At 39.2% G+C, this 22,971-nt stretch carries 23 protein-coding genes; 12 read left to right on the forward strand and 11 right to left on the reverse strand.

Annotated elements, in window-relative coordinates; genetic code table 11:
- Positions 1–26: 26 nt before the first annotated feature.
- Positions 27–893 (reverse strand): YitT family protein, encoded by an 867-nt coding sequence (locus tag BN985_RS07385; protein WP_042222196.1) that lies wholly within the window; start codon positions 891–893, stop codon positions 27–29.
- Between the two features lie 129 nt (positions 894–1,022).
- The gene (locus BN985_RS07390; RefSeq protein WP_042222197.1) at positions 1,023–1,478 is read right to left on the reverse strand and encodes a CoxG family protein; all 456 of its coding nucleotides are present in this window, start codon (positions 1,476–1,478) and stop codon (positions 1,023–1,025) included.
- A 250-nt stretch (positions 1,479–1,728) separates the two neighbouring features.
- On the opposite strand from BN985_RS07390, the gene BN985_RS07395 reads away from it, so the two are divergent.
- From BN985_RS07395 to BN985_RS07420, 6 genes are all read left to right on the forward strand, one after another.
- A complete protein-coding gene (locus BN985_RS07395; protein ID WP_042222198.1) occupies positions 1,729–3,138 on the forward strand; it encodes a hypothetical protein in 1,410 nt (469 codons plus the stop codon).
- A gap of 120 nt (positions 3,139–3,258) precedes the next feature.
- A complete protein-coding gene (locus BN985_RS19340; protein WP_232225555.1) occupies positions 3,259–3,723 on the forward strand; it encodes a hypothetical protein in 465 nt (154 codons plus the stop codon).
- Positions 3,724–3,784: 61 nt separating this feature from the next.
- Positions 3,785–4,300, forward strand: coding sequence for a GrpB family protein (locus BN985_RS07405; protein WP_084157473.1), 516 nt, complete (start codon positions 3,785–3,787; stop codon positions 4,298–4,300).
- 137 nt (positions 4,301–4,437) lie between these two features.
- Entirely contained in the window at positions 4,438–4,890 is a 453-nt protein-coding gene (locus BN985_RS07410) for a GNAT family N-acetyltransferase (protein ID WP_042222200.1), read from the forward strand.
- Positions 4,891–4,901: 11 nt separating this feature from the next.
- Positions 4,902–5,561 carry a hypothetical protein gene (locus BN985_RS07415; RefSeq protein WP_042222201.1) on the forward strand — a complete coding sequence of 220 codons (660 nt, stop codon included), beginning with the start codon at positions 4,902–4,904 and terminating at the stop codon, positions 5,559–5,561.
- Between the two features lie 208 nt (positions 5,562–5,769).
- A complete protein-coding gene (locus BN985_RS07420; protein ID WP_052360641.1) occupies positions 5,770–7,362 on the forward strand; it encodes an esterase/lipase family protein in 1,593 nt (530 codons plus the stop codon).
- Here the strand turns inward: BN985_RS07420 and BN985_RS07425 are convergent.
- Positions 7,337–8,017 (reverse strand): TetR/AcrR family transcriptional regulator, encoded by a 681-nt coding sequence (locus BN985_RS07425; protein ID WP_052360642.1) that lies wholly within the window; start codon positions 8,015–8,017, stop codon positions 7,337–7,339. The two genes, BN985_RS07420 and BN985_RS07425, sit on opposite strands and share 26 nt — an antisense overlap.
- A gap of 238 nt (positions 8,018–8,255) precedes the next feature.
- Here BN985_RS07425 and BN985_RS07430 point away from each other — a divergent pair, with 238 nt between their 5' ends.
- Both BN985_RS07430 and BN985_RS07435 read left to right on the forward strand, forming a co-directional pair.
- Entirely contained in the window at positions 8,256–9,035 is a 780-nt protein-coding gene (locus BN985_RS07430) for an SDR family NAD(P)-dependent oxidoreductase (protein WP_042222203.1), read from the forward strand.
- 89 nt (positions 9,036–9,124) lie between these two features.
- Positions 9,125–9,574, forward strand: a complete 450-nt coding sequence (locus BN985_RS07435; RefSeq protein WP_042222205.1) for a hypothetical protein — start codon at positions 9,125–9,127, stop codon at positions 9,572–9,574.
- Positions 9,575–9,964: 390 nt separating this feature from the next.
- Here the strand turns inward: BN985_RS07435 and BN985_RS07440 are convergent, their stop codons facing one another.
- The 8 genes from BN985_RS07440 to BN985_RS07475 form a co-directional block, all read right to left on the reverse strand.
- Positions 9,965–11,662: a DUF6044 family protein gene (locus BN985_RS07440; RefSeq protein WP_042222206.1), complete on the reverse strand. Its 1,698-nt coding sequence runs from the start codon at positions 11,660–11,662 to the stop codon at positions 9,965–9,967.
- A complete protein-coding gene (rffA, locus tag BN985_RS07445; RefSeq protein WP_042222208.1) occupies positions 11,622–12,755 on the reverse strand; it encodes a dTDP-4-amino-4,6-dideoxygalactose transaminase in 1,134 nt (377 codons plus the stop codon). Before rffA ends, BN985_RS07440 begins: the two co-directional genes overlap by 41 nt.
- Before the next feature lie 6 nt (positions 12,756–12,761).
- Positions 12,762–13,118: an EamA family transporter gene (locus BN985_RS07450; RefSeq protein WP_042222209.1), complete on the reverse strand. Its 357-nt coding sequence runs from the start codon at positions 13,116–13,118 to the stop codon at positions 12,762–12,764.
- Between the two features lie 2 nt (positions 13,119–13,120).
- On the reverse strand, positions 13,121–13,810 hold the full coding sequence (locus tag BN985_RS07455; RefSeq protein ID WP_084157474.1) for a GNAT family N-acetyltransferase: 690 nt from the start codon (positions 13,808–13,810) through the stop codon (positions 13,121–13,123).
- A 119-nt stretch (positions 13,811–13,929) separates the two neighbouring features.
- Entirely contained in the window at positions 13,930–14,865 is a 936-nt protein-coding gene (locus BN985_RS07460; protein ID WP_232225556.1) for a glycosyltransferase family 2 protein, read from the reverse strand.
- Positions 14,862–15,899, reverse strand: a complete 1,038-nt coding sequence (rfbB, locus tag BN985_RS07465; protein ID WP_042222215.1) for a dTDP-glucose 4,6-dehydratase — start codon at positions 15,897–15,899, stop codon at positions 14,862–14,864. Before rfbB ends, BN985_RS07460 begins: the two co-directional genes overlap by 4 nt.
- Complete coding sequence (gene rfbA, locus BN985_RS07470) at positions 15,896–16,822, reverse strand: glucose-1-phosphate thymidylyltransferase RfbA (RefSeq protein ID WP_042222217.1); 927 nt, start codon at positions 16,820–16,822, stop codon at positions 15,896–15,898. Before rfbA ends, rfbB begins: the two co-directional genes overlap by 4 nt.
- Before the next feature lie 400 nt (positions 16,823–17,222).
- Positions 17,223–18,377 carry an acyl-CoA dehydrogenase family protein gene (locus BN985_RS07475; RefSeq protein WP_042222219.1) on the reverse strand — a complete coding sequence of 385 codons (1,155 nt, stop codon included), beginning with the start codon at positions 18,375–18,377 and terminating at the stop codon, positions 17,223–17,225.
- Between the two features lie 609 nt (positions 18,378–18,986).
- On the opposite strand from BN985_RS07475, the gene BN985_RS07480 reads away from it, so the two are divergent.
- Genes BN985_RS07480 through BN985_RS07495 form a run of 4 tightly spaced genes read left to right on the forward strand, consistent with a single transcriptional unit; the run spans position 18,987 to position 22,825 of the window.
- A complete protein-coding gene (locus BN985_RS07480) occupies positions 18,987–20,003 on the forward strand; it encodes an ABC transporter ATP-binding protein (protein ID WP_042222221.1) in 1,017 nt (338 codons plus the stop codon).
- Positions 19,990–20,919 carry an ABC transporter ATP-binding protein gene (locus tag BN985_RS07485; RefSeq protein ID WP_042222223.1) on the forward strand — a complete coding sequence of 310 codons (930 nt, stop codon included), beginning with the start codon at positions 19,990–19,992 and terminating at the stop codon, positions 20,917–20,919. Before BN985_RS07480 ends, BN985_RS07485 begins: the two co-directional genes overlap by 14 nt.
- A gap of 7 nt (positions 20,920–20,926) precedes the next feature.
- Entirely contained in the window at positions 20,927–21,889 is a 963-nt protein-coding gene (gene opp4B / locus BN985_RS07490; protein ID WP_042222225.1) for an oligopeptide ABC transporter permease, read from the forward strand.
- 27 nt (positions 21,890–21,916) lie between these two features.
- Complete coding sequence (locus BN985_RS07495) at positions 21,917–22,825, forward strand: ABC transporter permease (protein ID WP_042222227.1); 909 nt, start codon at positions 21,917–21,919, stop codon at positions 22,823–22,825.
- Positions 22,826–22,971: the final 146 nt, after the last annotated feature.

Raw genomic sequence — 22,971 nt, forward strand, 5'->3', positions numbered from 1 at the left:
CAAACCTAAGTTTAATTTTCAATTGCCTATAACTTCTGGCCATAATACTTGTCCAATGAAAAGCCGCGTCCAAGTATTTCGGAAGCATTGATGAAAATCACAAACGAAGCAGGTTCTTCTTTTTGCAAAATGCGCTTAAGCTGCACAGCTTCCTGCTGCTCTGTTACGCATAGAATCATCGTTTTATCCTGATTGGAATAGCCGCCAACAGAGCGAACCTTGGTAATGCCCCTATCGATTCCATCTCTAATTAGTTGCTGTATTTTCTCTTCTTCTTCTGTAATGATCATAATTAGTTTTGTAGCAGAGGTTCGTAGCTGAACAATATCAATCGTCTTACTGGTTATATAAATTGCCATAAGTGCAAACAATGTCAGCTCCAGACTGAAAACAATAATCGAAGCAATAACAACAAAGCCATCGACAATCAACTGAGAATAACCACTTGATATTCCTGTGAATTTCTTTACGATTTGGGCGATGGCAGCCGTTCCTCCGGTAGATCCATTTCCTTTATAGACAATTCCTAACCCTGTACCAAGGACAATTCCGCCATAAATCGCACCTAGCAGTGGATTCGTTACTGTATACGGAATATCAGCAGAAAGCCAGATGATAAACGGTACCCAAAACGTACCAATCAACGTTTTCCAGCTAAAGCTTTTTCCAAGTGCAATCCAGCCGATAATAAAAATAGGAATGTTAATAAGCATTTGTGTATAAGCAGGACTTAAACCATATGTTTCAAATAAAATGGTACTAATACCGGAAATCCCACCTGCAGCAAGTTTCGAAGGTAGTAAAAAGATATTATAGCTTAACGCAACAAGTGTAGCACCGATAATAATTTTCAGTGCATCATCCAATGCGCGATTTTTATGTAATATATTCATAAACGGATCTCCTCCATATAAAAACTGATGACTGATCTATTCTATCATTATGGGTATGAAGAGTAAATCACACCTGGTATGAAGGGAAAAGAAAAAGACTACCATAAAGGTAATCTTCAAAAATCTATATTATCGTGCAACAGCTTCTGCACGTTGCATTTTTCTTACTACTGCTTCTGTGAAATCCTTTGTTGTACGTGGCAGCATGGTCCGCAGCATTGTGTTTATCATTGGCCCAATCAGCCCCTTGGCTGTTATATGCAGGTAGCCGGTCATTTTAACTGATGATTTTGATATTTCCTCTGTTTGGAAATAGCCATCGCCGGAAAAATTTTCATTTAATCCTTTGAGAGTAAAGGAGATACGTGCAGGTTCCACCCATTCCTGAATATCAATTTTGAGGCACACCGTTTTATGTACCACGCCTGCATCCCCGCGAAATGTCCATGTTGATTGCCTCTCATTTAGAATTTCATGTTCCACATAACCCGGAACCAAGGTTGCCCAATTCGTAATATTACTCACAAACGACCACGTATTACGAATAGGTAGATCTACTTCCAGCTGATGAACTCCACTCGGCATTTCTGTCCCTCCCTGATGTTAATTTCACACTTTACTATCCTATGCACATGTAAGAATTATAGAAGTGATTTTTTGAGCAGGAAGTAAATTGTTGTGAGGGCAAAGTGAATCGAGAACATCACAAAGTGAAACCACAGCCCTACAAACTGAAACCAGCCAAGCACCAATTCAACTCCCACTAGGTTGAGAACACAGCAAAAAAGGTCTATGCTATTAATGGACAGATTGCTAACAAAGAGGAGTTTGCTTAATGAACATAATCGCTTACGGGCTGCGAATCGCTACCGTAATTTATGCACTTTTACATTTTATAACGTATTTTTTTACTTCAGATATTCTGCTAGTTATACAGGCAATTAGTGGATTTGGCATTTTATTGTTTGCACTACTGCACTTTAAATTAACTCGATTTAAGTTACCGTTAATGCTTTTCCTCATCGGGATAGGTGTCCTCTTTTATACAAATCACTTCTCGCTTGCCGACTTGTATGCGGGATTTCTACAAATGCGAAACATAATCGGACTACTCATTATTGTTCCGATGATCAGCTGGGTGCTGCGTGGAGAGCCGTATATGGAGGCGATCCTTTCACAGGCACATCACGCGATTGATACGAGCAAAAAGTTTTATTTTGCAGTGATGGTATTTACACAGGTTATTTCATATTTTCTTTTATTTGGCGCCATCCCGATGGTGTACCAATTTATTAATGGCATCTTAAAAGATGAGAAGGGGGAAGGATGGGAAAATTTTAAAGGAACAGCGGTACTCCGTTCTTTCGCGCTTTCTACCATGTGGGTCGTTAGTATACCGAGCTTTATCTTTGCTGTAGAAACGATGAAGGCCTCTCTGTGGCTGGCCATCCTGCAAGGCTTGCTTATCGCCGTATTAGGGATCGGACTTTCTGTTGCTTTTTCCACTAAACAGGAAAAGAAATATGGACTTAACATCACGTCTGTATTACAAGTGAAAATAGCAGGTATCCTACGAGGCTCCACCTCATCAAAGATAAATCGAAAACTTGTAATGGAGTTTCTGCTTTTATTCATCACGTTATTTGGTACCATTTTTGCTCTACATGGGATCTTTTCTCTCGAATTGATGATCACAATCCCTATCGTTATTTTCTTCTGGAGCCTCCTTTACTATGGAATAAAAAGGCGACCAGGAAAATTCATGGAGGAAGCACAGCATTACACAAAAGAAGGGATGCTAAGGCAATCTTATCAACTAAGTATCATGCTAGGTGCTGGGGTTCTAATCTCTGCTCTCAACCAGACGGGATTTGGCACTGCGGTTGTCGACGGCGTGTATTATTTACAAGGTCACATTCCATTTTTGAATTTCCTTTATTTACTACCATTTATCGTCATTTTGCTCGGGTTTTTAGGGCTTGGCCCACTGACAGTGATGGTACTTGTGGCTGGAATTTTAGAATCCATAGCTCTGCCTTATCCACCAGAGCTCATTGTACTTGCTGTGACATCGGGAAGCGTCATTTCCATACTGCTTTCCCCACTCATAATGCCAGTCATCGTCCTTAGTGCATCTAATGGATTAAATGGTTTTAAAAACGGGATCAAGTTTAATTTGGGTTATGCAATCGTCTTTTACATTCTTGTTCAATGTTATATTCAGACCATGATTCATATCTTGTAACGACCTAGGAGGGCAATGGTAAATTGGCCTCCTACTACAAGTTAATTCCGAAACATTTTCATATGTATAAACGTATTAGTTAGTAAGGAAAATTGTTCTATATGTGAAGGGGGACGATCAATGGAGAATCAAAGCGTCGAGAAATTATTAACAAATATTGAAGAACTAAAAACTAATATCGATGAACAAATTGCCACAAAACTTGATATAGAGACATGCAAGCGAATTGTTACGAGATTGAATTCCTTCTCAGCAGAATGTGAGGAATGTGAAAAGCGTTTTATCGAACTAGAGGGTCACATCATGCAACTCTTGAAAAAGAAAAATTCCCTCACGGAAGACGACATAAAACATTATACACAAAAAGTAAACAACATTACTTCCCACCTAACGAAAAAACATAAGTTAGTAACAAGTGGCTTTTATTTTAGTGTATGTATGCCAATTGGAACAAGCTTAGGAGTCGTATTTGGACTTCTAATATTTGAAAATATTGGGTTAGGGCTACCGCTCGGAATCGGCCTTGGTGTCGCGATCGGCGCAGCTTTAGATGCAAAAGCCAAAAAGGATGGACTGACCTTGTGACGTATCCTTACCTAGAAAAAGTCATTTTTGATAGATTACTGGATTAAAAGGGGTGAAGAATTTGAGGAAAGTAGAAGTGTGTCCCTACAATGAAAAGTGGGCTACCATGTTTTTGAACGAAGCTAAGAAGTTACATGAAATTTTTACTACAGAAATAATTGAGATTTATCATATCGGAAGCACTTCTGTACCTCGATTAAAGGCCAAACCGATTATTGACATCATGCCAGTCGTTAAAAATGTAAGCGCAGTTGATAATTTTAATGAACAAATGAAAGCGATTGGATATGTTCCTAAAGGAGAAAATGGTATTGCGGGTCGCAGATTTTTCCAAAAAGGGGGAGATAATCGTTCCCACCATGTACATGTTTTCCAAAATGGTAGCCAAGAAATTGTTAGGCATTTAGCCTTTCGTGACTACTTGAGAGTACACCCAGTAGAAAGAGAAAACTATGCAGAGCTAAAAGAGAAACTCGCCGCCCAATTCCCCTATAATATGGAAGCGTATATTCAGGGTAAGAATGATCTTGTTAAAGAAATAGAAGAAAGAGCATTGGGTTGGTACAGTGGAAAGTGATGCTCCTATGCTGAACCGATAAGCTACGGTTTAATTTCGCGTATGCCATTGTTTTATGTTCATGTCCAATGTTCTATGATTCGGAACGACTACGAAGCAAAATGGGAAATTAGATTATTTCGGTTTGGATGGGATATATGGAAAAATATGAGGTAAGGCAATTAGATAATCTATTAAATTTCGATTTAGATTGGTTAGTGAAACAAAGCCAAGAAGAGGGTTTCCGTTTTGTAGAAAGACTAGTAAACGACTATAAGGATGGTAGTAATACGTTTAATCTGCCTGGGGAAAGTTTATTTGGTGTGCTTAATGAAGAGGGTACCCTAATTGCTGTCGCTGGGTTAAACAAAGATCCATTTTCAAAAGACCATTCTATTGGGAGGATTAGAAGGTTTTATGTAAGTAAAGAGATTAGAAGAAATGGGTTAGGAACTATTTTGGTTAATAGGATAATAGACGAAGCAAAAAAATATTATAAAGTCATCGTGCTTCATACAGATACGAAGCAGGCTGATAAATTTTATACTTCAATTGGATTTACAAAGAGTAGTCTTTATCCAAAATCAAGTCACTATATGGAATTCGTTTAGGGGGGAAGAGAGTGTTAAGCACGATCAAAAAGTTAATTTTAGATAAAACCAGATTACTTAAAATAGAAGAATTGAATTTGTCTAAGCAAGCTATTGAAGAGTTCGATCGACTATTTTTAAAACATATATCATCAAATAACGGTAGTGTTTTTACATATAACAGTAAATACCCGTTATATATGTTCTTGAACTATGTCATTGAAAATAAGGATGTTGTAGTACACGGTTCCAATAATTCCTCGATAAATAAGTTTGAGCCGAGAAATAGTACTCTCTTTAATGGTAGGCCTATTAATGCTGTTTTTGCTTCATCTGACGGAGTATGGTCCCTCTTTTTTGCGGTTCAAAATAGAAAAGGTTATGTCGGCTCCATTAGAAACATGTGTTTATCCATTACTTCTAACAAAGGGATAAAACGTTATTACTATTTTTCCACGAATAACCATAAGGCTCCGGATTGTTGGACAGACGGAACGATCTATTTCCTTTCAAAGTCCCAGTTCAAACAAGGCGGAATTAAAGACGAGTGGGTTTGTGAGAAAGAATTGAAGCCACTCGCGAAATTAAACGTTACATCAAGCGATTTTCCTTTTTTAAGTAAAGTCAGGGTTCATAAAGAGAACGAATCCACAACAAAAACTATTATAAAAGCACTTTTTTTAAAAGTATGAAGATCTCACTAAACAATGTGTATTATTACACCCCCGCTTAATTCTTTCCATTCTCATGATTCCCTTCCCCATAGCCACTCCATTCCAATACAAATTCTGTGCGATCATCTTTGTAAATCCTTGGTTAAATTGTCCCATTTATGTACTAGGATAAGCTTGTTATCTCATATCACCTAATAAGGGTTTTTAAAAAAGAGGAGGTTCTCTTGTGAAAACACTTGGTAGAATTATGGTATCCTTGTTGCTTATTTTGTTAATTGGCCTAGTACGTGACACGATTTCAGCAGAGCCGTTAGTCAAAAGTCTCCCTGCTCCTGTATTGATAGAAAAGAGTCCAGCATATTCCATACAGGGAAAAGGCAGTAACGGAAACGACGAGACACCAGGGGAATGGTATGCAGGAGATATACCAGCTAACCTGATCGCAGATGCCCCCGTATTACTGTTTGTCCCAGGGCTAAACAATGCGGCGCAGATTTTCTGGGAAGATAATGATATGTACCAGACAGCCTATGATGCGGGTTATCAAACAGCGTTTTTACAGTTGCACGATGCTGGTGGGGAATCAGCTGATATGTGGGAAAATGGACAGCTTCTTGCTGAAAAGATTGAAGAAATCGCAGCCCATTTTTCGAATAAGCCAATTACGGTGATTGCGTACAGTAAAGGTGGCGTTGACACACATACGGCCATTACCTATTATGGTGCCGGTCCCTATGTGGAAAATGTCATCACACTATCCAGTCCACACCATGGTTCACAGCTTGCAGATTTAGCGAATAGTAGCTGGGCAGGTTGGCTCGCAAATTTGATCGGTGCGCAAGGAGATGGAACGACTGCTATGGAAACTGGAAATATGGCACATTTTCGATCCATTACAGATGTGGAACCAACAGCATCCATGCATGATTACTATACAATTGGTGGCACAAATTGGGGATCCATGTTCTCCTCGACATGGTTTGGTGGGATGTACTTAAATAGCTATGGAGACAATGACGGGGTAGTAACGACAAACAGTAGTCTTCTTCCAGTTGGGCAGTTACTTGAAATCGGAAATTGGAACCATACAACCGTCAGATCTGGCGCGACGTTTTCGATTTTTGAAAGTATGATCATGGACAACAACCTGAATCATTTTAATCAGTATCATCCTATTTATGAGGAAGCAATTCCGAAAGAAACCTCACCAAATCAATGGATGACAGGTGGGGTATTAGAAATAGGAAAAGAGAAGAGTATCGCACTAACATTAGATGAAACAATTAATAAGGCAGACATTCAACTCCTAACTGCTGAACCATTATCTCGTATTGAGTTAGTGGACCCATCCGGCAAAATAACCTCCATCACCCCTAAGACGACAGAAAACAATGAAGGTTACTTTATAAACTCCATCTCTCACCACTTCACCTTAAAAGATCTTCAACCAGGAAAATGGCAACTTCGTTTAGAAACGAGCAAAGATAACGCCTATCTTTTCATTGCAGACTATGATGCAGAAACGCTCGTATCCGTTTCTGCAGATGCCTTTACGAATAAGAGCCAAATTCAACAAGCAATTACAGTGGATAAGACAAAAGTGAAGCCAGAAACAATTAAGACAACCTATTACGTGAAGGAGTCTGGAGCAGATCCTGATGATGTTACCACCTATGAAAGTAAAGGAAACACTACCCAAACAGTCCCGCTACAAAAGAAAAATCAAAGCTACGTGATCACTGTTGAGGTAGAAGGTACGACCATAGAAGGCAATGCGTTTAAACGAACGTACGTTAATTCAGTATACCGTTCTGAGTAGATAAGGGCTCCTGCTGCTTCGATGCATGCAGGGCCTTTTTATTCATGCATGTTGAATTCTCTTTTGTTTTGTAAGCATTAGGAGGGTTATGATTAAGGATATGGACGAGTTGTTGAGACATGTACGCGGTGGATGCAGAAAAATCATCTTTAATCCAATCTATTATTAGCCCCCATATGCCATAAGCCCGAAAAGTCGTAAATAAATGATCGTTAATATGTTTATCCTTCGTCGTTAAAAGATCCAAATCCTCGTTAAATAGCTGGATAATTGTATGAATAAATCTATTTTCAAACCCAGGAATTGCTTCCGAGTACTTCCATAGCTTGTAAAAGTCAGCGTTTTGCAGGATATAATCAAATAATTGAATGTCAGACACAGTAAGACGCATCATGTTTAACTGGCTCTTGTGGATGTACGGAGAACGAAATGCTGTCACCAGTCCATCAATTAATTCCCCCTCCAGTTCGTCTACTAGTGCTTCTTTGTACTTGAAATGGCGATAGAAGGTTGCGCGATTATAATCTGCTGTTTCTACGATGTCCTTTACAGTAATGGAGTGATATGATTTTACTTCCATAAGCTGAATAAAGGCTTTCATTAAAGTACGTTTCGTTCTACGTATTCGTCGATCTGCTTTTTTTAATTCTTTCATTCCAATTTCCCTCCTTAAAAACAACGAAGTACAACAGATATTCCAATAGTGTTGAAAACGCGTACATTTATGAAAAAATTGCGGATTGAGTTAGGTGATCCGTGACTTTTATAATAAGACAAAAGAACTTCTTTTCGTGCATGTAGGAGTTTTGTTATAGAAGGGTTGCTTTAATAAGAATATTCTAACATATCTTCCTGCAAGTAGTCTCGAAGTTACTCTCTAAGGAGGAATTGACATGAACTTTAATGACAAGGCAGTTGTGATAACAGGTGGCGCTGGTGGTATAGGGAAAATTACTGCTAAGGCCTTTGCTGACAAAGGTGCAAATGTTGTACTTGTGGATATGAATCCTGATGCGTTAGCCAGTACAAAAGAAGAGCTGGGACTTGGAGACGATCGAATTTTAACTGTGACGGCTGATGTGACAAATGAAGAGGATGTAGCGCGTTTTGTAGCAGAAACGAAGGCAAAGTTCGGAAGCCTTGATGTTCTGTTCAATAATGCTGGATTTGAAGGTCCATTTATCCCTATCAAAGATAGTGATTACAAAACGTTTCAAAAAGTAATGGAAGTCAATGTCTATGGCGTATTCCTTGGTATGAAGCATGCCTTAAAAGTAATGGAAGAGCAAGGCAGTGGGGCGATCGTGAACACGATTTCGAACGCAGGATTTATTGGAAGTGCAGGAATGTCACCATATATTGCCTCCAAGCATGCGGTGGTAGGGTTGACAAAAACGGCTGCGTTAGAGCATGCAGATACAGGAGTTCGTATTAATGGTGTTGCACCAGCAGCAATTGATACACAGATGCTCGGAAATATTGAGAAAAATATGTCACCAGATAATCCAGATAATATTGAAAATGTACGGAAGCAAATTCAAGCAAGTGTGCCAATGAAACGCTATGGTCTTCCAGTAGAAGTGGCGCAAGTGGTATTATTCCTCGCCTCAGATGAAGCCTCGTTCGTAACGGGCGCAACATATCCAGTTGATGGCGGATCACTTGCAACGTAAGAACGTTTCATAACGTGTCCATTTGAATAATATAAGCCTTCCCCCACGAATACAATGTAAAAATACCATGTTCGTGGGGGAGCGCTTTTATGAAGAAAGGAATTGTTCTGGTTGCTTTAGGAATTATGCTAATCACGATTGTACTGCTCATTTTCCAGATTTTTTCACCCAAAAATCAGGCAGAAAGAGCAGTAGAGAATTTTTATGATTACGAAAAGTCGGCAGCATATTCCCTTTCTTGGGAAATGTTCCATCCTCTCATGCAAGAAAAACTAGATAAAAAAGAATATTTGCAGGTAAGAGGAGAATTATTCATGGGGTATCTCAGTACAAAGGAGTTTAGTTATTCTATAGAAAAGATCGATAAGGTAAAAGGTTGGACTATGGATGAATCGAGTAACACATTCGAAGTAGTTTATAAAGTACAGGTTAACCAAAGGCTTAAAGGTGATTTTGGAAATTTCACGATTATTCAACATGTTTATGCAGCAGAGGTGGAGGGAGATTGGAAGATTTTATGGGATTATAAAAGAAACTAGCACTGTATGAATATAGTGCTAGTCACGTGGCGTGGTCGTATCTCATTGACTATCTTTCTTTTTGTTTCTATAGTAATTAGCTGTATAGTAGACGAACCAAAATACTAAAATAGGGATAAAAGCAAGGTACATATGATCACGTGAAACAAGAATGAAGATTATAATACTACAGGCCAAAAAAGGTGGCATAAGAATCCAATATAGCTTGTTTTTAAAGTGTTTAATAAACGGCCCTCCTAGAACAAGTCATACATTTTAACATATATCAGTTACAAGCAATTCGAGAATATCATCCTTTATGGAATGTAGTAGAATTACGAATATACCAAGAGGAACGTTTCAAAAATGAACTTGATATAAACAATTTCTTTATTCATGTAAGTACCGTCCCTATTCCACTCGATACAAAAAGATCTCCCAAGGCAGATCGGCCTGTTCAAACTCTTGTTCAAAGGCAAGCCCGAGCTCGTCATTGTTTTCAATTGGAACTGCTGAAAGAATATAGTCTCCGCCAAGCTCCTTTAATGCATCTGTGTTTATATCAAGTTGCTCAAGTGGATCATTTCGATCCTTTGTAAATAAATAATTCTCTCCGTGCTCAGCCACATACATATAAAGCCTACCGCCCCATGTGTCGAAGTAACGCTCGAGTGAAGCATTCTTTTCAAGTTCCCCGGCAATAACATCTCTGAACGCTTTTTTATACTCCAAAGGAAAACTATTGTTGTAGGTATCCAACGTATAAAAGCCGTTATACTGGGCGATGGTAGGATGCATGCCAATACTGACAACACGATAGGTAGATGGATCGTCGCCAATATAATTCTTTATATCATTAAACAAAGGTTCCGCGTAAAATTCTTTAAATGTTGGTGTATTGAATTCACTATATTTATTCTCTTCGTTTATTGGAAAAAGATGATAACACTGAACAACGAGTAATACGATAGCAATAATTTTCCCAAATCGTAAATGCTTCCAAATAATTGCCAGGGCTAAGGCAAAGCAAATATACCAAATCGCCGGATCGAAAAAATGAATGCGCGCAAAGTTAAAGGTGTTTGCAACCATCACATTGTCCTTTACGATGCGCCAGCCCTCCCAATACCAAAATGCATACCACAAGGAAAGGAGGAAGTTAAAAGAAAATAAACCAAGCAGCCAGTAAGGCTTGAGATTTCGATATGCAGCAAGCGCAAAAGCAAAGCCAATCACAGGCAAAATAATTAAATATTGCTCAGCCATATCATGGGTATGTCCGTATAAAAAGTTTTCAAAGGTAAGTTCGATGCTTCGTTCAAAAGAGTTATGGCCAAGGTCAAGTGCATTCCGATGTGACGTAAACCCAGAATCGAAAAACATTGATGTGATAAGTAAATAATTTTTTATAAGGTAGATCACGGTCATCATCGCAATCGCTGAAAAGAATGCCCAATTACTTCGCTTTTGTCGAATCCAATCAATAAGCCAAATGAGACCCATAATAGCCAGGAAGAATACAAATGACAAAACAAAATTGGAGAAAAACGGAATAACCGCTAGTGTAATCCAATAAAAAACGCTCGCACTTTTTCCATCCTTTCTTAATGAAAGAAAGCAATGCAGAGCCAGAGGCAAGCCAGCGATAGACAGCATGCCAGATGGCCAATAAGGTAATAATGCGAACCCTAATGCGGCACCTATTGCGATCAGATGTGACTTTTCTGAACGAATGAAATGGTTTTTAAGTAATAAATACATACCAATAAAAGCAGCGAGACGCATGAGTGTTTGGCCAATCGCATAGGCTGTCATAGGCTCAAATAGGACATACATCCATACCATTCCGTCTAAACCAGAAGGTAGGGCGCTTCTTGGCAGACCGTTTATGACATTCGGCAGAGTAGCCCCAGGTAAGGTAAGGATTTGACCACTTTCTGCCAGCAATTTATACCATACAATATTAGAATCCATATTATCATGAACACGTATGTGGGTGTCCTCACCAAGCAGATAGTAAGGTGCCACATAAGCAGCAATGACGAACAGAGCCAGCAAGATAAACCCTTTATTTAGTATCGAAGAATTGTTGAATGGCTTTGACCACATAGGCGACGTCCTCTTCTTTTAATCCGTAGTATAGCGGCAAACGCAAAAGCTTTGCACTTTCAGTAGTCGTGTACCGATCTTCCCCAATAAACTTGCCGTATTTTTTACCAGCAACAGAGGAATGGAGTGGGACATAGTGACTAACTGCCATAATTTCCTGACTCCTTAAATAGTCCATCAGCTCGTTGCGCGTTTCTTCACTGTCTGTCTTGATATAAAACATATGGGCATTATGAGCAAAATCCTCCGGGATATGTGGCAAAACAAGTTTGCCATCCTCCATCAGTGGTTTTAATTCCGTATTATACTGATTCCATCTGGTAAGGCGCTGTTCGTTAATCTCTTCCGCATGATCAAGCTGAACAGAAAGGTATGCAGCATTCAGCTCACTTAAAAGATAGGAGGACCCAATGTCACGCCAAGTATATTTATCTACCTGCCCACGAATGAATTGAGAGCGGTTTGTCCCTTTCTCCTGCAGAATTTCCGCACGTTCGATTAATTGCGGGTCATTTATAAGAAGGGCTCCGCCTTCCCCGCATGTATAGTTTTTCGTTTCATGAAAGCTTATGGTGCCCATGTGCCCAATGGTACCGAGCGCCTTCCCCTTATATGTACTCATTAGTCCTTGGGCAGCATCTTCAATCAGATAGATGCCATGTTCCTCTGCAACCTGTAAAAGAAGCTCCATCTCACAAGAGACACCAGCATAATGGACAACCATAATGGCTTTTGTTTTTTCAGTAATAGCTGCCTCCACTGCTGCAGGATCTATATTCATCGTAGTAGGCTCAATATCAACAAAGCGGATCGCCGCGCCACGTAAAGCGAAAGCGTTCGCAGTTGAGACAAATGTGTAAGAAGGCATGATGACTTCATCACCAGGTCCAATGTCTGCAAGAATTGCTGTCATCTCTAGTGCAGCGGTGCATGATGGTGTTAGCATAGCACGCTCACAGGCAAGATTGTTTTCTAACCAGGTGCAGGATTTTTTTCCAAACGACCCATTACCAGATAAATTTTGTGCGGTTATTGCTTGTTGTATGGCGACAGATTCTTTTCCTGTCACACACGGAATATTAAATGGAATCATATTACATCACCTCATCACAATAATGCCTAGAATTATGAAAGAAAAACCGATAACTTTTTGCATCGAAACGGGTTCTTGAAATAAAAATGCGGAAAGGATAAATACGAGAACAAATGATAGGCTCATAAATGGGTAAGCATAGCTAATATCAAACTTCGTCATGGCTGCCATCCAGCATAAAGCCGCTAGGAAGGCTGATAAAAATCCTGAAATAATCCATGGATTCAGCAGCAACTGAAGCAGTGTAAAAAACTTGTCCATGAGGGAAGCTGGTAATTCCCCAACTTGATCCATCTTCCACTTCAAAACAAGCTGCCCATATACCGTAAAGGATATGGTGCCAAGTATATAAAGGTATCCCATACCTATACACCTACTGGCAGGGAGCCATTTAGTTTATGGTAAATATCCACTGAACTCTTCATTTTAAAACCTAGCGATAAAAATAGATTTAAGGATGCTAGATTAGAAGGGGAGATAGATGTTCGAATCGAGTCAAGCTCGCTGAAACGAAAATGCTCCTGGACGGCAAGACTAGTACATGCTTTTGTAAGTCCTTTTCCACGAAAATCCTGGTGGATCCCAAGCAGTAAAACTTTGTCATCTTGGTATGCATAAAATCCTGCCAGTTCACCTTGATAGTAGAATGCTAGAATTTTATCCTCCTCAATTAAATCCTTTACCCAATTACGGTAGCGGTTATCTGCCATGAAATTCGGTATTTCCGGATCCCGGTGAAACCGCCCCCCTGCGAAGGCTTCTCCGCTAATTGCAAGAATTTCCTCAGCAGGGAACTCTCGTGAAAGTTCAATCCCTTCTTTTCCTATTACCTGCAAATTATCTTTTTCACAAACCGGTTCGATTAACGTATCCACATAATAAAAACCATACTTGCGTAAACTTTCTTTACTGGCAAGCGGTTCGGTTTTTAAAGTAAAATGGCCCTCGATTTCATTTGTTTGCTTTAACGCCTCTTCTGTAAGAGAGGTCACTTCATACGTATCAACATGAAAGTTTCGCTTATCCCATGGGGTAGGTTGTAGAAAATTTTCCATCATATCAGCTCCATTTCTTTCAAGTATTAAAATTGTTTAAATGCTGCGTCGTTAGTGGAGTAAGATCAGTATGTCAGTGAACAGCTGCGAGCGTCTAGAAATGAACTAGCCATTCAGTATCATGGACGCTCTTCGCTATTATTTTCAGTAGTATCGCGTATGAGATAAAGCGGGCGTGCTTTTGCTTCGTTAAATACTTTCCCGATATAGAGTCCTAGAATGCCGAGATTACAGAACATTAGCCCTCCAATAAAGTAGATAGATACCATAACACTGGTCCAGCCTTGCACGGGCTCTGATAGGAAAAAGTAACGGAAAAACAAGTAAAGTCCATATAAAAGAGATGCACTGGCAATAAGGAAGCCGAATTGAATGGATAAACGCAATGGCTTATTAGATTGTGAGATTATACCGTCTGTCGCCAAGCTAATCAGTTTTTTTATATTGTAGGAAGACTTTCCTTCTTTTCGTTCATTATGTTCGACCTCAATGGAAGCAGAAGGATAGCCCATCCATTGTATAAACAATGGAAAAAAGCGACTCTGCTCCCGTATACTTCGAAAGCCATCTACCACTTTTTTAGAGTTAATACTGAAATTGGCAACCGTATGATCTGAAGAATGTCCTGTTATATAATCATAGACCCGGTAAAAAAATTTAGAGGACGCTTTTTTCAACAAACCATCATGACGCTGGACTCTGCGCCCAAAAACAACATCATAGCCTTCAAGCGCTTTTTCATAAAGCTTCGGGATTTCCTCAGGTCGGTCTTGTAAATCACAATCCATCACCACAACCCATTCTCCCTTTGCATGGTCGATACCAGCTGTAATCGCATGATGTTGACCAAAATTACGCGCCAAATCAATTCCTTTAATTTTAGGGTTCTCTTCATGTAGTTCACAAATTTTTGTCCATGCCCCATCAGGACTTGCATCATTTACAAAAATAATTTCATAGTCGACTGGGATGGTTGCAAAAGTCGATGCAAGCCGGCTGCTTAATTCTTTTAAACAGGTTTTGCAGCCGTAGACAGGGATGACCACCGAAATCATGGGGTTGCCACACTTTCCCATTGGTCCACATACCATTGAATGGTTTTACGTACCCCGGTAGACAACGCTTCCTTCGGCTCCCAGTCTAGCTCGTTGCGTAGCTTGGAATCATCTACGGCATAACGGCGATCATGTCCGAGTCGATCTTTTGTATGTGTGATTAGTTCTCTAAAACTTGCAAGCGAGCTTTCTTCTAAAATATCTGGCCTGATGTCATCAAGGATGCTGCAAATTCCCTTTGCAATCTCAAGGTTTTGAACCTCGTTACCGCCACCAATATTGTAAGTGGAGAAGGGTGCAGATTGGTGGAAAATAAGGTCTAAAGCTCGGCAGTGATCGTCTACATAGAGCCAATCCCGGACATTTTTACCATCTCCATAAATCGGTATGGATTCAAGGGAGAGTGCTTTGGAAATAATGGTCGGTATCAGCTTTTCTGTATGCTGTCTTGGTCCATAATTATTAGAACTGCTGGAAATGACCACATTCATGTTATACGTATGGCCAAAGCTTTGCACCATTAAATTTGCGCCTGCCTTTGAAGCACTATAAGGGTTTCGCGGATCATAAGGTGTCTCTTCAGAAAATTTACCTGTTTCACCGAGGGAGCCATAGACCTCATCTGTTGAGATTTGGTGAAAACGCCTTTCGTGAAGAACGCCCTTTCGTTCCCAGTCCTGTTTTGCAGCCTGTAGAAGAACTAAAGTGCCCAATACATTGGTCTGGACAAACTGTTTAGAATCTTCAATAGACCGATCAACATGGGACTCTGCAGCAAAATGAATAACACCGTGAATGTCATACTCATTAAAAATCTTTTGCACCAGCTGTTCATCTGCAATGTCTCCTTCTATTAAAGAATAAGAAGGAGAGGATTCAAGCTCTTGCAAATTTGTAGTGTTTCCAGCATAGGTTAGCTTGTCTACGTTTAGTAAATGATAGTTTGGATAGGTCTTATGCATATAACGGATGAAGTTAGATCCGATAAATCCAGCTCCTCCGGTTATAAGTAAGACAGGTTTTTGTTTGTTCATTCAACCAGCCCCAGCATAGGATTTTGATCAATTGAATCCCAGTATTGTTGTGTGTGTTTGCGTTCTGCTATCTCTAGTAAATATTGACCATAATCATTTTTTTCCATGGACTTTCCTTTCCTATAGAGCTCACTTTGCGAAATATAGCCAAGGTAATATGCTATTTCCTCTAAGCAAGCAAGCTTAAACCCTTGTCGTTGTTGGGTGATTTTCACAAATTCAGAAGCCTCAAATAATGATTCATGTGTTCCAGCATCCATCCAGGCAAAACCTCTACCAAGGAGCTCCACATCTAATTCACCACGTTTTAAATACTCTTTATTTAAATCTGTTATTTCTAGTTCACCACGGTCAGAAGGCTTCAGCTTTTTAGCCAGCTGAACAGCTTTATTGTCATATATATATAAACCAGTTACCGCAAAATCAGACTTAGGTTCAAGTGGCTTTTCTTCAAGTGAAATGGCTTTTTGCTTATGATCAAACTCCACAACACCGAAACGGCGAGCATCTTTTACGCGATAACCGAAAACGGTAGCATGACGATGATTTTTGATTGCATTGCGTAAAAGAGTAGTGAATCCTTGACCATAAAAAATGTTATCTGCAAGCATAAGAGTAACAGGGTCTTTTCCAATGAAATGTTCAGCAATGGTCAAAGCCTCCGGTATACCTTTAGGATCCTGCTGTTCTTTATATACTAGTTTTATACCTAGGGAAGAACCATCACCAAGAAGCTCCTCAAAACGGGAGGTATCTTCAGGTGTACTGATAATCATGATTTCCTTTATTCCACCAAGCATTAAAACAGATAATGGATAATAAATCATTGGCTTGTCATATACTGCCAGTAAATGCTTGTTGATGCTGTCCGTACTCGGAGATAAACGTGTCCCACTTCCTCCGGCCAAGATGATACCTTTCATGTCTTCCACCCCTTTGGCAAAATTTAAACGTGTGTTAAATGAACATAGTAAATCTTGTATACTATTACCTTTTTTAAAGAAAGTTAATCTTACATTTAGATTGCAAGTTTATTTCGAAAAGGTTTTGTGTTAACAAATAGCTTGTGATTCAACCAAGATCGGATGTGAATAAACCAACACGCTCTCCTAATCAACCAAGACCGGAGTAGAATCAACCAAGATGAGTTAAGAATCGACCAAGACCGGAGTAGAATCAACCAAGATGGCTTGTGAATCGACCAAGACCCGAGGGGAATCAACCAACACGACTTGTGAATCAACAACACGCTCTCCTAATCGACCAACACCCCCGCCAAACAAAAAAACACCTCTGATTCGCAAACCAGAGATGCTAAAAATTCTATTCATTTTCTTTTATACTTTTATCCGCCAGTTGCATAATGGTCATATCATCCATTGGTGGGTTATGGAGTCCAGCACGCACATCACGATAATAGCGTTGCAGAGGGTTTTGTCTGGAGAGACTCCGGGCTCCTGCAACACGCATGGCAAGATCTACTGCTTGCAATGCTTTATTCACTACAGACAGCTTCACAGCACCCAGTGTAGGTTTCATTTGGTTTCGTGCGTCTTCACTAGCCGAATCCCATTCCTGAGCAACAGCTTGCAAGAAATACGTGCTTTCCATTAGCGCCAGCTCCATGTCTCCAAGTTTCTGCTTAACATTAGGCAAATCAGAAATGGTGCCTTCCACACTATTAGGAGAATAACTGGTAGCAAATTCAACTGCGTGCTGCTGGGCTGCTCTTGCTATCCCTAAGTAACATGCTGGTATATGAAGAAGCCATCCAGCAGCAGTTTTTTTACCTGGCGTAAGATGTTCTACCAAGTCTTCCTTTTTAATAGGAACATTCTCTAAAATCAAGTCATGACTACCTGTACCTCTCATCGCGATAGAATCCCAAGTTTCCTTCACCTGCACACCTGGTAAATCACGTTTTACTAGGAAATTAGCTACCTTATCTTGATCCTTGATAGAGGCGCTAACCACGATATAATCCAAAACAGGGGCAAGAGTAGTGAATGTTTTACGTCCGTTCAGTAACCAACCATCCGTTGTGGACGTGGCAGTAGTTTCAGGCTTACCACCACGGGTTGGGCTGCCAGTGGCTGGTTCAGAGGCAGCATTATTGATTAAGGCACCAGTTCTCACAACATCCTCAGCAAATTTGCGATATGTAGCTTCTTCCCATATTTTATTTTCTCCTAGGTGTTTTGTAATCCCCATATGCCAACCAACCGCAAGTGCAGTAGACCCGTCAGCTTCTGCGATTTGCTGTTGCAAGGTTAGTAATTCAGATAACGAAATACCAGCACCACCATATTCTTCCGGAACAGTTAAAGCAGTATAGCGTGCTTCTTTAAGTTCTTTAAAGTTTTCAAATGGAAAACTTGCTTCTTCATCATGCTTCGCAGCTCTTTCCTTAAAGGGCTTAATTATTTCACTTAATGCAGCTTGACGTTCTTCTTTTGTTTTAAGATCAAGTAGGTTCACGGAATATCCTCCTTAAAGTCTATGATTTTACTTGGAATTAAATATATTATTTCACTTCATTCGAAAATTTACAAAAAAAGTTACTTATTAAGAAAAAGGTGGGTTATAATAGTAAAAAAAGGAGAAATATTTTCCAAAAAACCACGGTATTAGTGCTTTTTCTACAATACTAGCATGTTAAATACACTAGACAATAGTCCACATTAACGACATGATTCCACAAAAACTAGAAACTTATACCTATAAATTATGGGAGAAGCTATTGCTTTTTTGAAAATATTCACTTATAATCACTTATAATCTATTAAGTTTATATTAAGAATTTATTTCTTAAACTTAATAAATACATTTAATAGATTCAATAGGCTTAAAACAATGCGAGTGTGAAGTGAGTGAGCATATGGATTATAAGAAGACGACTAGAGTATGCACTTAACGCCTTGAATTTTCAGAAGAATAGAAAAAAGAGACGAAAATAAGATATAGCTAATATATATTTTTTTATACCGTAAATATTCAGAACGTTCATTCGATATTTAAAATTAGCACGAGTTTGTGGCCAAAGACTTTATAGACAAAAAATCAAGAAATATTTGTAGGGGGATTAATTTGAGTAAAGAGCTGTTAGAAATTAAAAACCTAAAAACATCATTTAGAATAAAAGATGACTATTATGCAGCGGTGGATGATGTATCGTTGACACTCAACAAGAATGAAGTACTTGGTATTGTAGGAGAATCGGGTTCGGGTAAGAGTGCACTTGCATTTTCCGTCATGGGATTGCATACCCGCGCCAAGATAGAAGGAAATATCAACTTCAAGGATGAAAATATTGCGAATATATCACCTGCTAAATTAAATAAATTACGCGGTGAGGATATGGCCATGATTTTCCAAGATCCGTTAACTGCATTGAATCCATTGATGCCAGTTGGAGAGCAGATAGCTGAGGCTATCCTTCTCCATAAGAAAGATATGTCAGCTAAACAACGTAGAGAAAAGGTAGTTGATTTACTCAATAAAGTTGGAATTCCACGACCGGAACATACCTATGATCAATTTCCACATGAGCTTTCTGGTGGGATGAGACAAAGAATTATTATTGCAACAGCGATTGCAAATCAGCCCGAACTATTAATAGCGGATGAGCCAACCACTGCGCTTGATGTAACGATTCAGGCACAGATTCTTGATTTAATTCGCGACTTAAAAGAAGACATGAATGCTGGAATCATCCTAATTACACATGATCTTGGTGTTGTGGCAGAAATGGCAGACAGAGTTGCGGTTATGTATGCAGGACAAATTGTTGAAATTGCAGATGTTGAGACCTTGTTCGACAATCCTAAGCACCCGTACACAAGATCGTTATTAAATTCCATGCCATCTGAGGATGAATCACAGGATAAGTTGCATGTCATTCAAGGGATTGTACCGTCGTTACAAAATTTGCCGCGTAAAGGCTGCAGATTTTCTGCTCGTATTCCTTGGATTGATGAATCAGCACATGAGGAAAACCCGGAATTGCACGAAGTAGCGCCAGGTCACTTTGTTCGCTGTACATGTCATAATCATTTTTACTTCCCAGATGAGAGCAAGGAGGAACAAGTTAATGGCGTTTCTTAAAGTTGAAGATTTAAAGGTACATTTCCCAATAAGGGGCGGTTTATTTAACCGCAAAATCGGAGCAATTAAAGCCGTTGATGGGGTGTCTTTTGAAATTGAGCAGGGTAAAACATATGGTCTTGTAGGTGAATCTGGATCAGGCAAAACGACAACAGGTAGAGCAATTGTCGGGTTAAATGATATTACAGAAGGTAAGGTTACCTATGAAGGTGACGAATTAAATAAGAAGGGAAAAGCTATCGACCCACGGAGAGACATACAGATGATTTTCCAGGATCCATACTCTTCCTTGAATCCAAAGAAACGCGTACTTGATATTATTGCCGAACCACTGCGTAATTACGAAAAGCTCTCTAGACAAGAAGAAAAAAATCGCGTACATGAATTATTGGAACAAGTCGGATTGAGTCCAGAAAGTATTTTGAAATATCCACATGAATTCTCAGGTGGACAAAGGCAACGAATAGGAGTAGCTAGAGCAATTGCTTTAAAGCCAAAATTGATCATTGCTGATGAGCCAGTTTCCGCATTAGATGTTTCCGTACAAGCACAGGTACTGAACTTTATGCAGGATATCCAAAAAGAATTAAATTTAACCTATCTATTTATTAGTCATGACCTTGGGATTGTAAAGCATATGTGTGATGAAATCGGCATTATGTATAAAGGCCGCTACGTAGAATCGGGCACAAAGCAAGATATTTTCAACAATCCACAACACATCTACACAAAACGTTTGGTTGCTGCTATTCCTGACATTGACCCGAAAAAACGGGAAGAGAAAAAACAATTCAGGCAGGAAGTGCAAACAGAATATGAGCAATCCTATAATGACTATTTTGATAACGAGGGTTTGGCTTACGGTTTACAGTCCGTATCTGACACACATCTAGTAGCTTTGCCGGAGAAAGGTTGAATAGAACATGTGGAAATTCATAGTTAGAAGACTTTTTATAACACTGCCTCAAGTCCTTCTTTTAAGTGTATTAATATTTTTAATGGCTCAAATGATGCCAGGTGATGCATTATCAGGTCTAATTGACCCGAATATTGACCCTGCAGCAATTGAAAAACAGCGAGAAACTCTGGGACTAAACAATCCATGGTATATACAATACACAGACTGGATCACTGGAGCATTACAAGGGGATCTTGGACAGTCATTCCGCTATAAAATGCCTGTCACAGAGTTAGTGGAACAACGTTTAATTAATACTTTTTGGCTATCGGTTGCAACGCTAATCATTACTTATATTATAGCTATTCCACTTGGTATTACGAGTGGACGTTACAATGATTCTTGGGCAGACCAATTAATAACAGGTTACACGTACATAGGGTTTGCTACACCATTATTTATCTTCGCACTCGTTATGTTATGGGTGTTTGGATATCAACTGGGGTGGTTCCCAACAAGTGGAAGCGTAGCACCAGGTCTAACACCAGGTTCATTTGATTACGTCTTAAGTAAAATACAGCATCTTTTACTTCCGGCCATTTCTATGGCACTTATCACCACAGTAAATACAGTACAATATTTACGAAGTGAAATTATAGACACCAAGCAGAAAGACTTTATAATCACAGCTAGAGCAAAGGGTGCTTCTGAATCTAGAGTCTATAATCGACATATCTTAAGAAACTCACTATTACCGATTGCAGCATTCTTTGGGTTTGAAATAACAGGACTTATCGGTGGAACGGTGTTTGTGGAAAATATATTCGGCTATCCGGGCATGGGAGATTTATTTATCCAATCCATTTTACTTCGTGACTATAGTGTCGTAACAACAGTAGTTTTACTATTCGGTATAGCTTCTATTTTAGGGGCATTGATCTCCGACATTATTTTAAGTCTTGTAGACCCGCGTATCCGCATAAAATAGAAATCGATTGACTCTGAGGTGAAAAAAATGGAATCAAAAGAAACAAAACTTGATGACACACAGCAGGTGACAACAAAAAGCCCATCTGGTTTTAGCATCATCTGGCGTGAAATTGTACGAGACAAAATTGCGTTAGTTTCCTTAATCCTATTAGTTTTAATAACAGGCTTTGTATATGGCATTTCCTTATTTCTAAACCAAGAAGAAATTGTTACGGTGGATTTGTTTGCTATTCATGAACCACCTGGTGAAGATTTTCTACTTGGTACCGATTATGGTGGTAGAGATATTTTTGGACAGTTAATTATTGGGACAAGAAACTCACTGTCAATTGGAATCTTAGTGACCTTGATGACTGGTGTCATTGGTGTACTATATGGATTAGTTTCAGGCTACTTTGGCGGTACAATTGACAATATCATGATGCGTATTGTTGACTTCTTTTTAATCTTACCATTCTTAATGGTTGTAATTGTATTCGTTGCTATCGTACCAAAATATAGTGTCTTATCTTTCTCACTAATAATGACAACTTTCCTTTGGATGGGAATAGCACGACTTATACGTTCAAAGGCTTTACAAGAGAAAGAGTTGGATTATGCACAAGCCTCTAAAACATTAGGCTCTTCCAATTTGAAAATAATGTTAACGCAAGTATTACCTAATTTAAGTTCACTGATTATTGTAACAATGACTTTAAATTTAGCAGCAAATATTGGCTTAGAATCTGGTTTATCCTTCTTAGGATTTGGTTTTCCTGAAAGTACACCAAGTTTAGGAACATTATTAAGTTATGCAAGAAACCCACAAACACTAGAATATAGATGGTGGATTTGGGTTCCAGCAGCCATTTTAATACTTGTCTTAATGCTAAGTGTTAACAATGTGGGGCAAGCACTTAAACGTGCTACAGATGCTAGACAAAGAAGAGGCTAGTTACTAGACCTTTTACCCCGTACAGGCATATTTAAACATCGTTACCTACATTTTTACGACTAATCGTTAAAATGTTGAGTATATATTGTAGCAGTCCGAATTATCCAATCGGTCTGTTACAGAAAAGAAAGGCAAAAAAAGGGAGG

The organism is Oceanobacillus manasiensis (genome assembly GCF_000724085.1).
GTDB lineage: Bacteria > Bacillota > Bacilli > Bacillales > Amphibacillaceae > Oceanobacillus_B > Oceanobacillus_B manasiensis.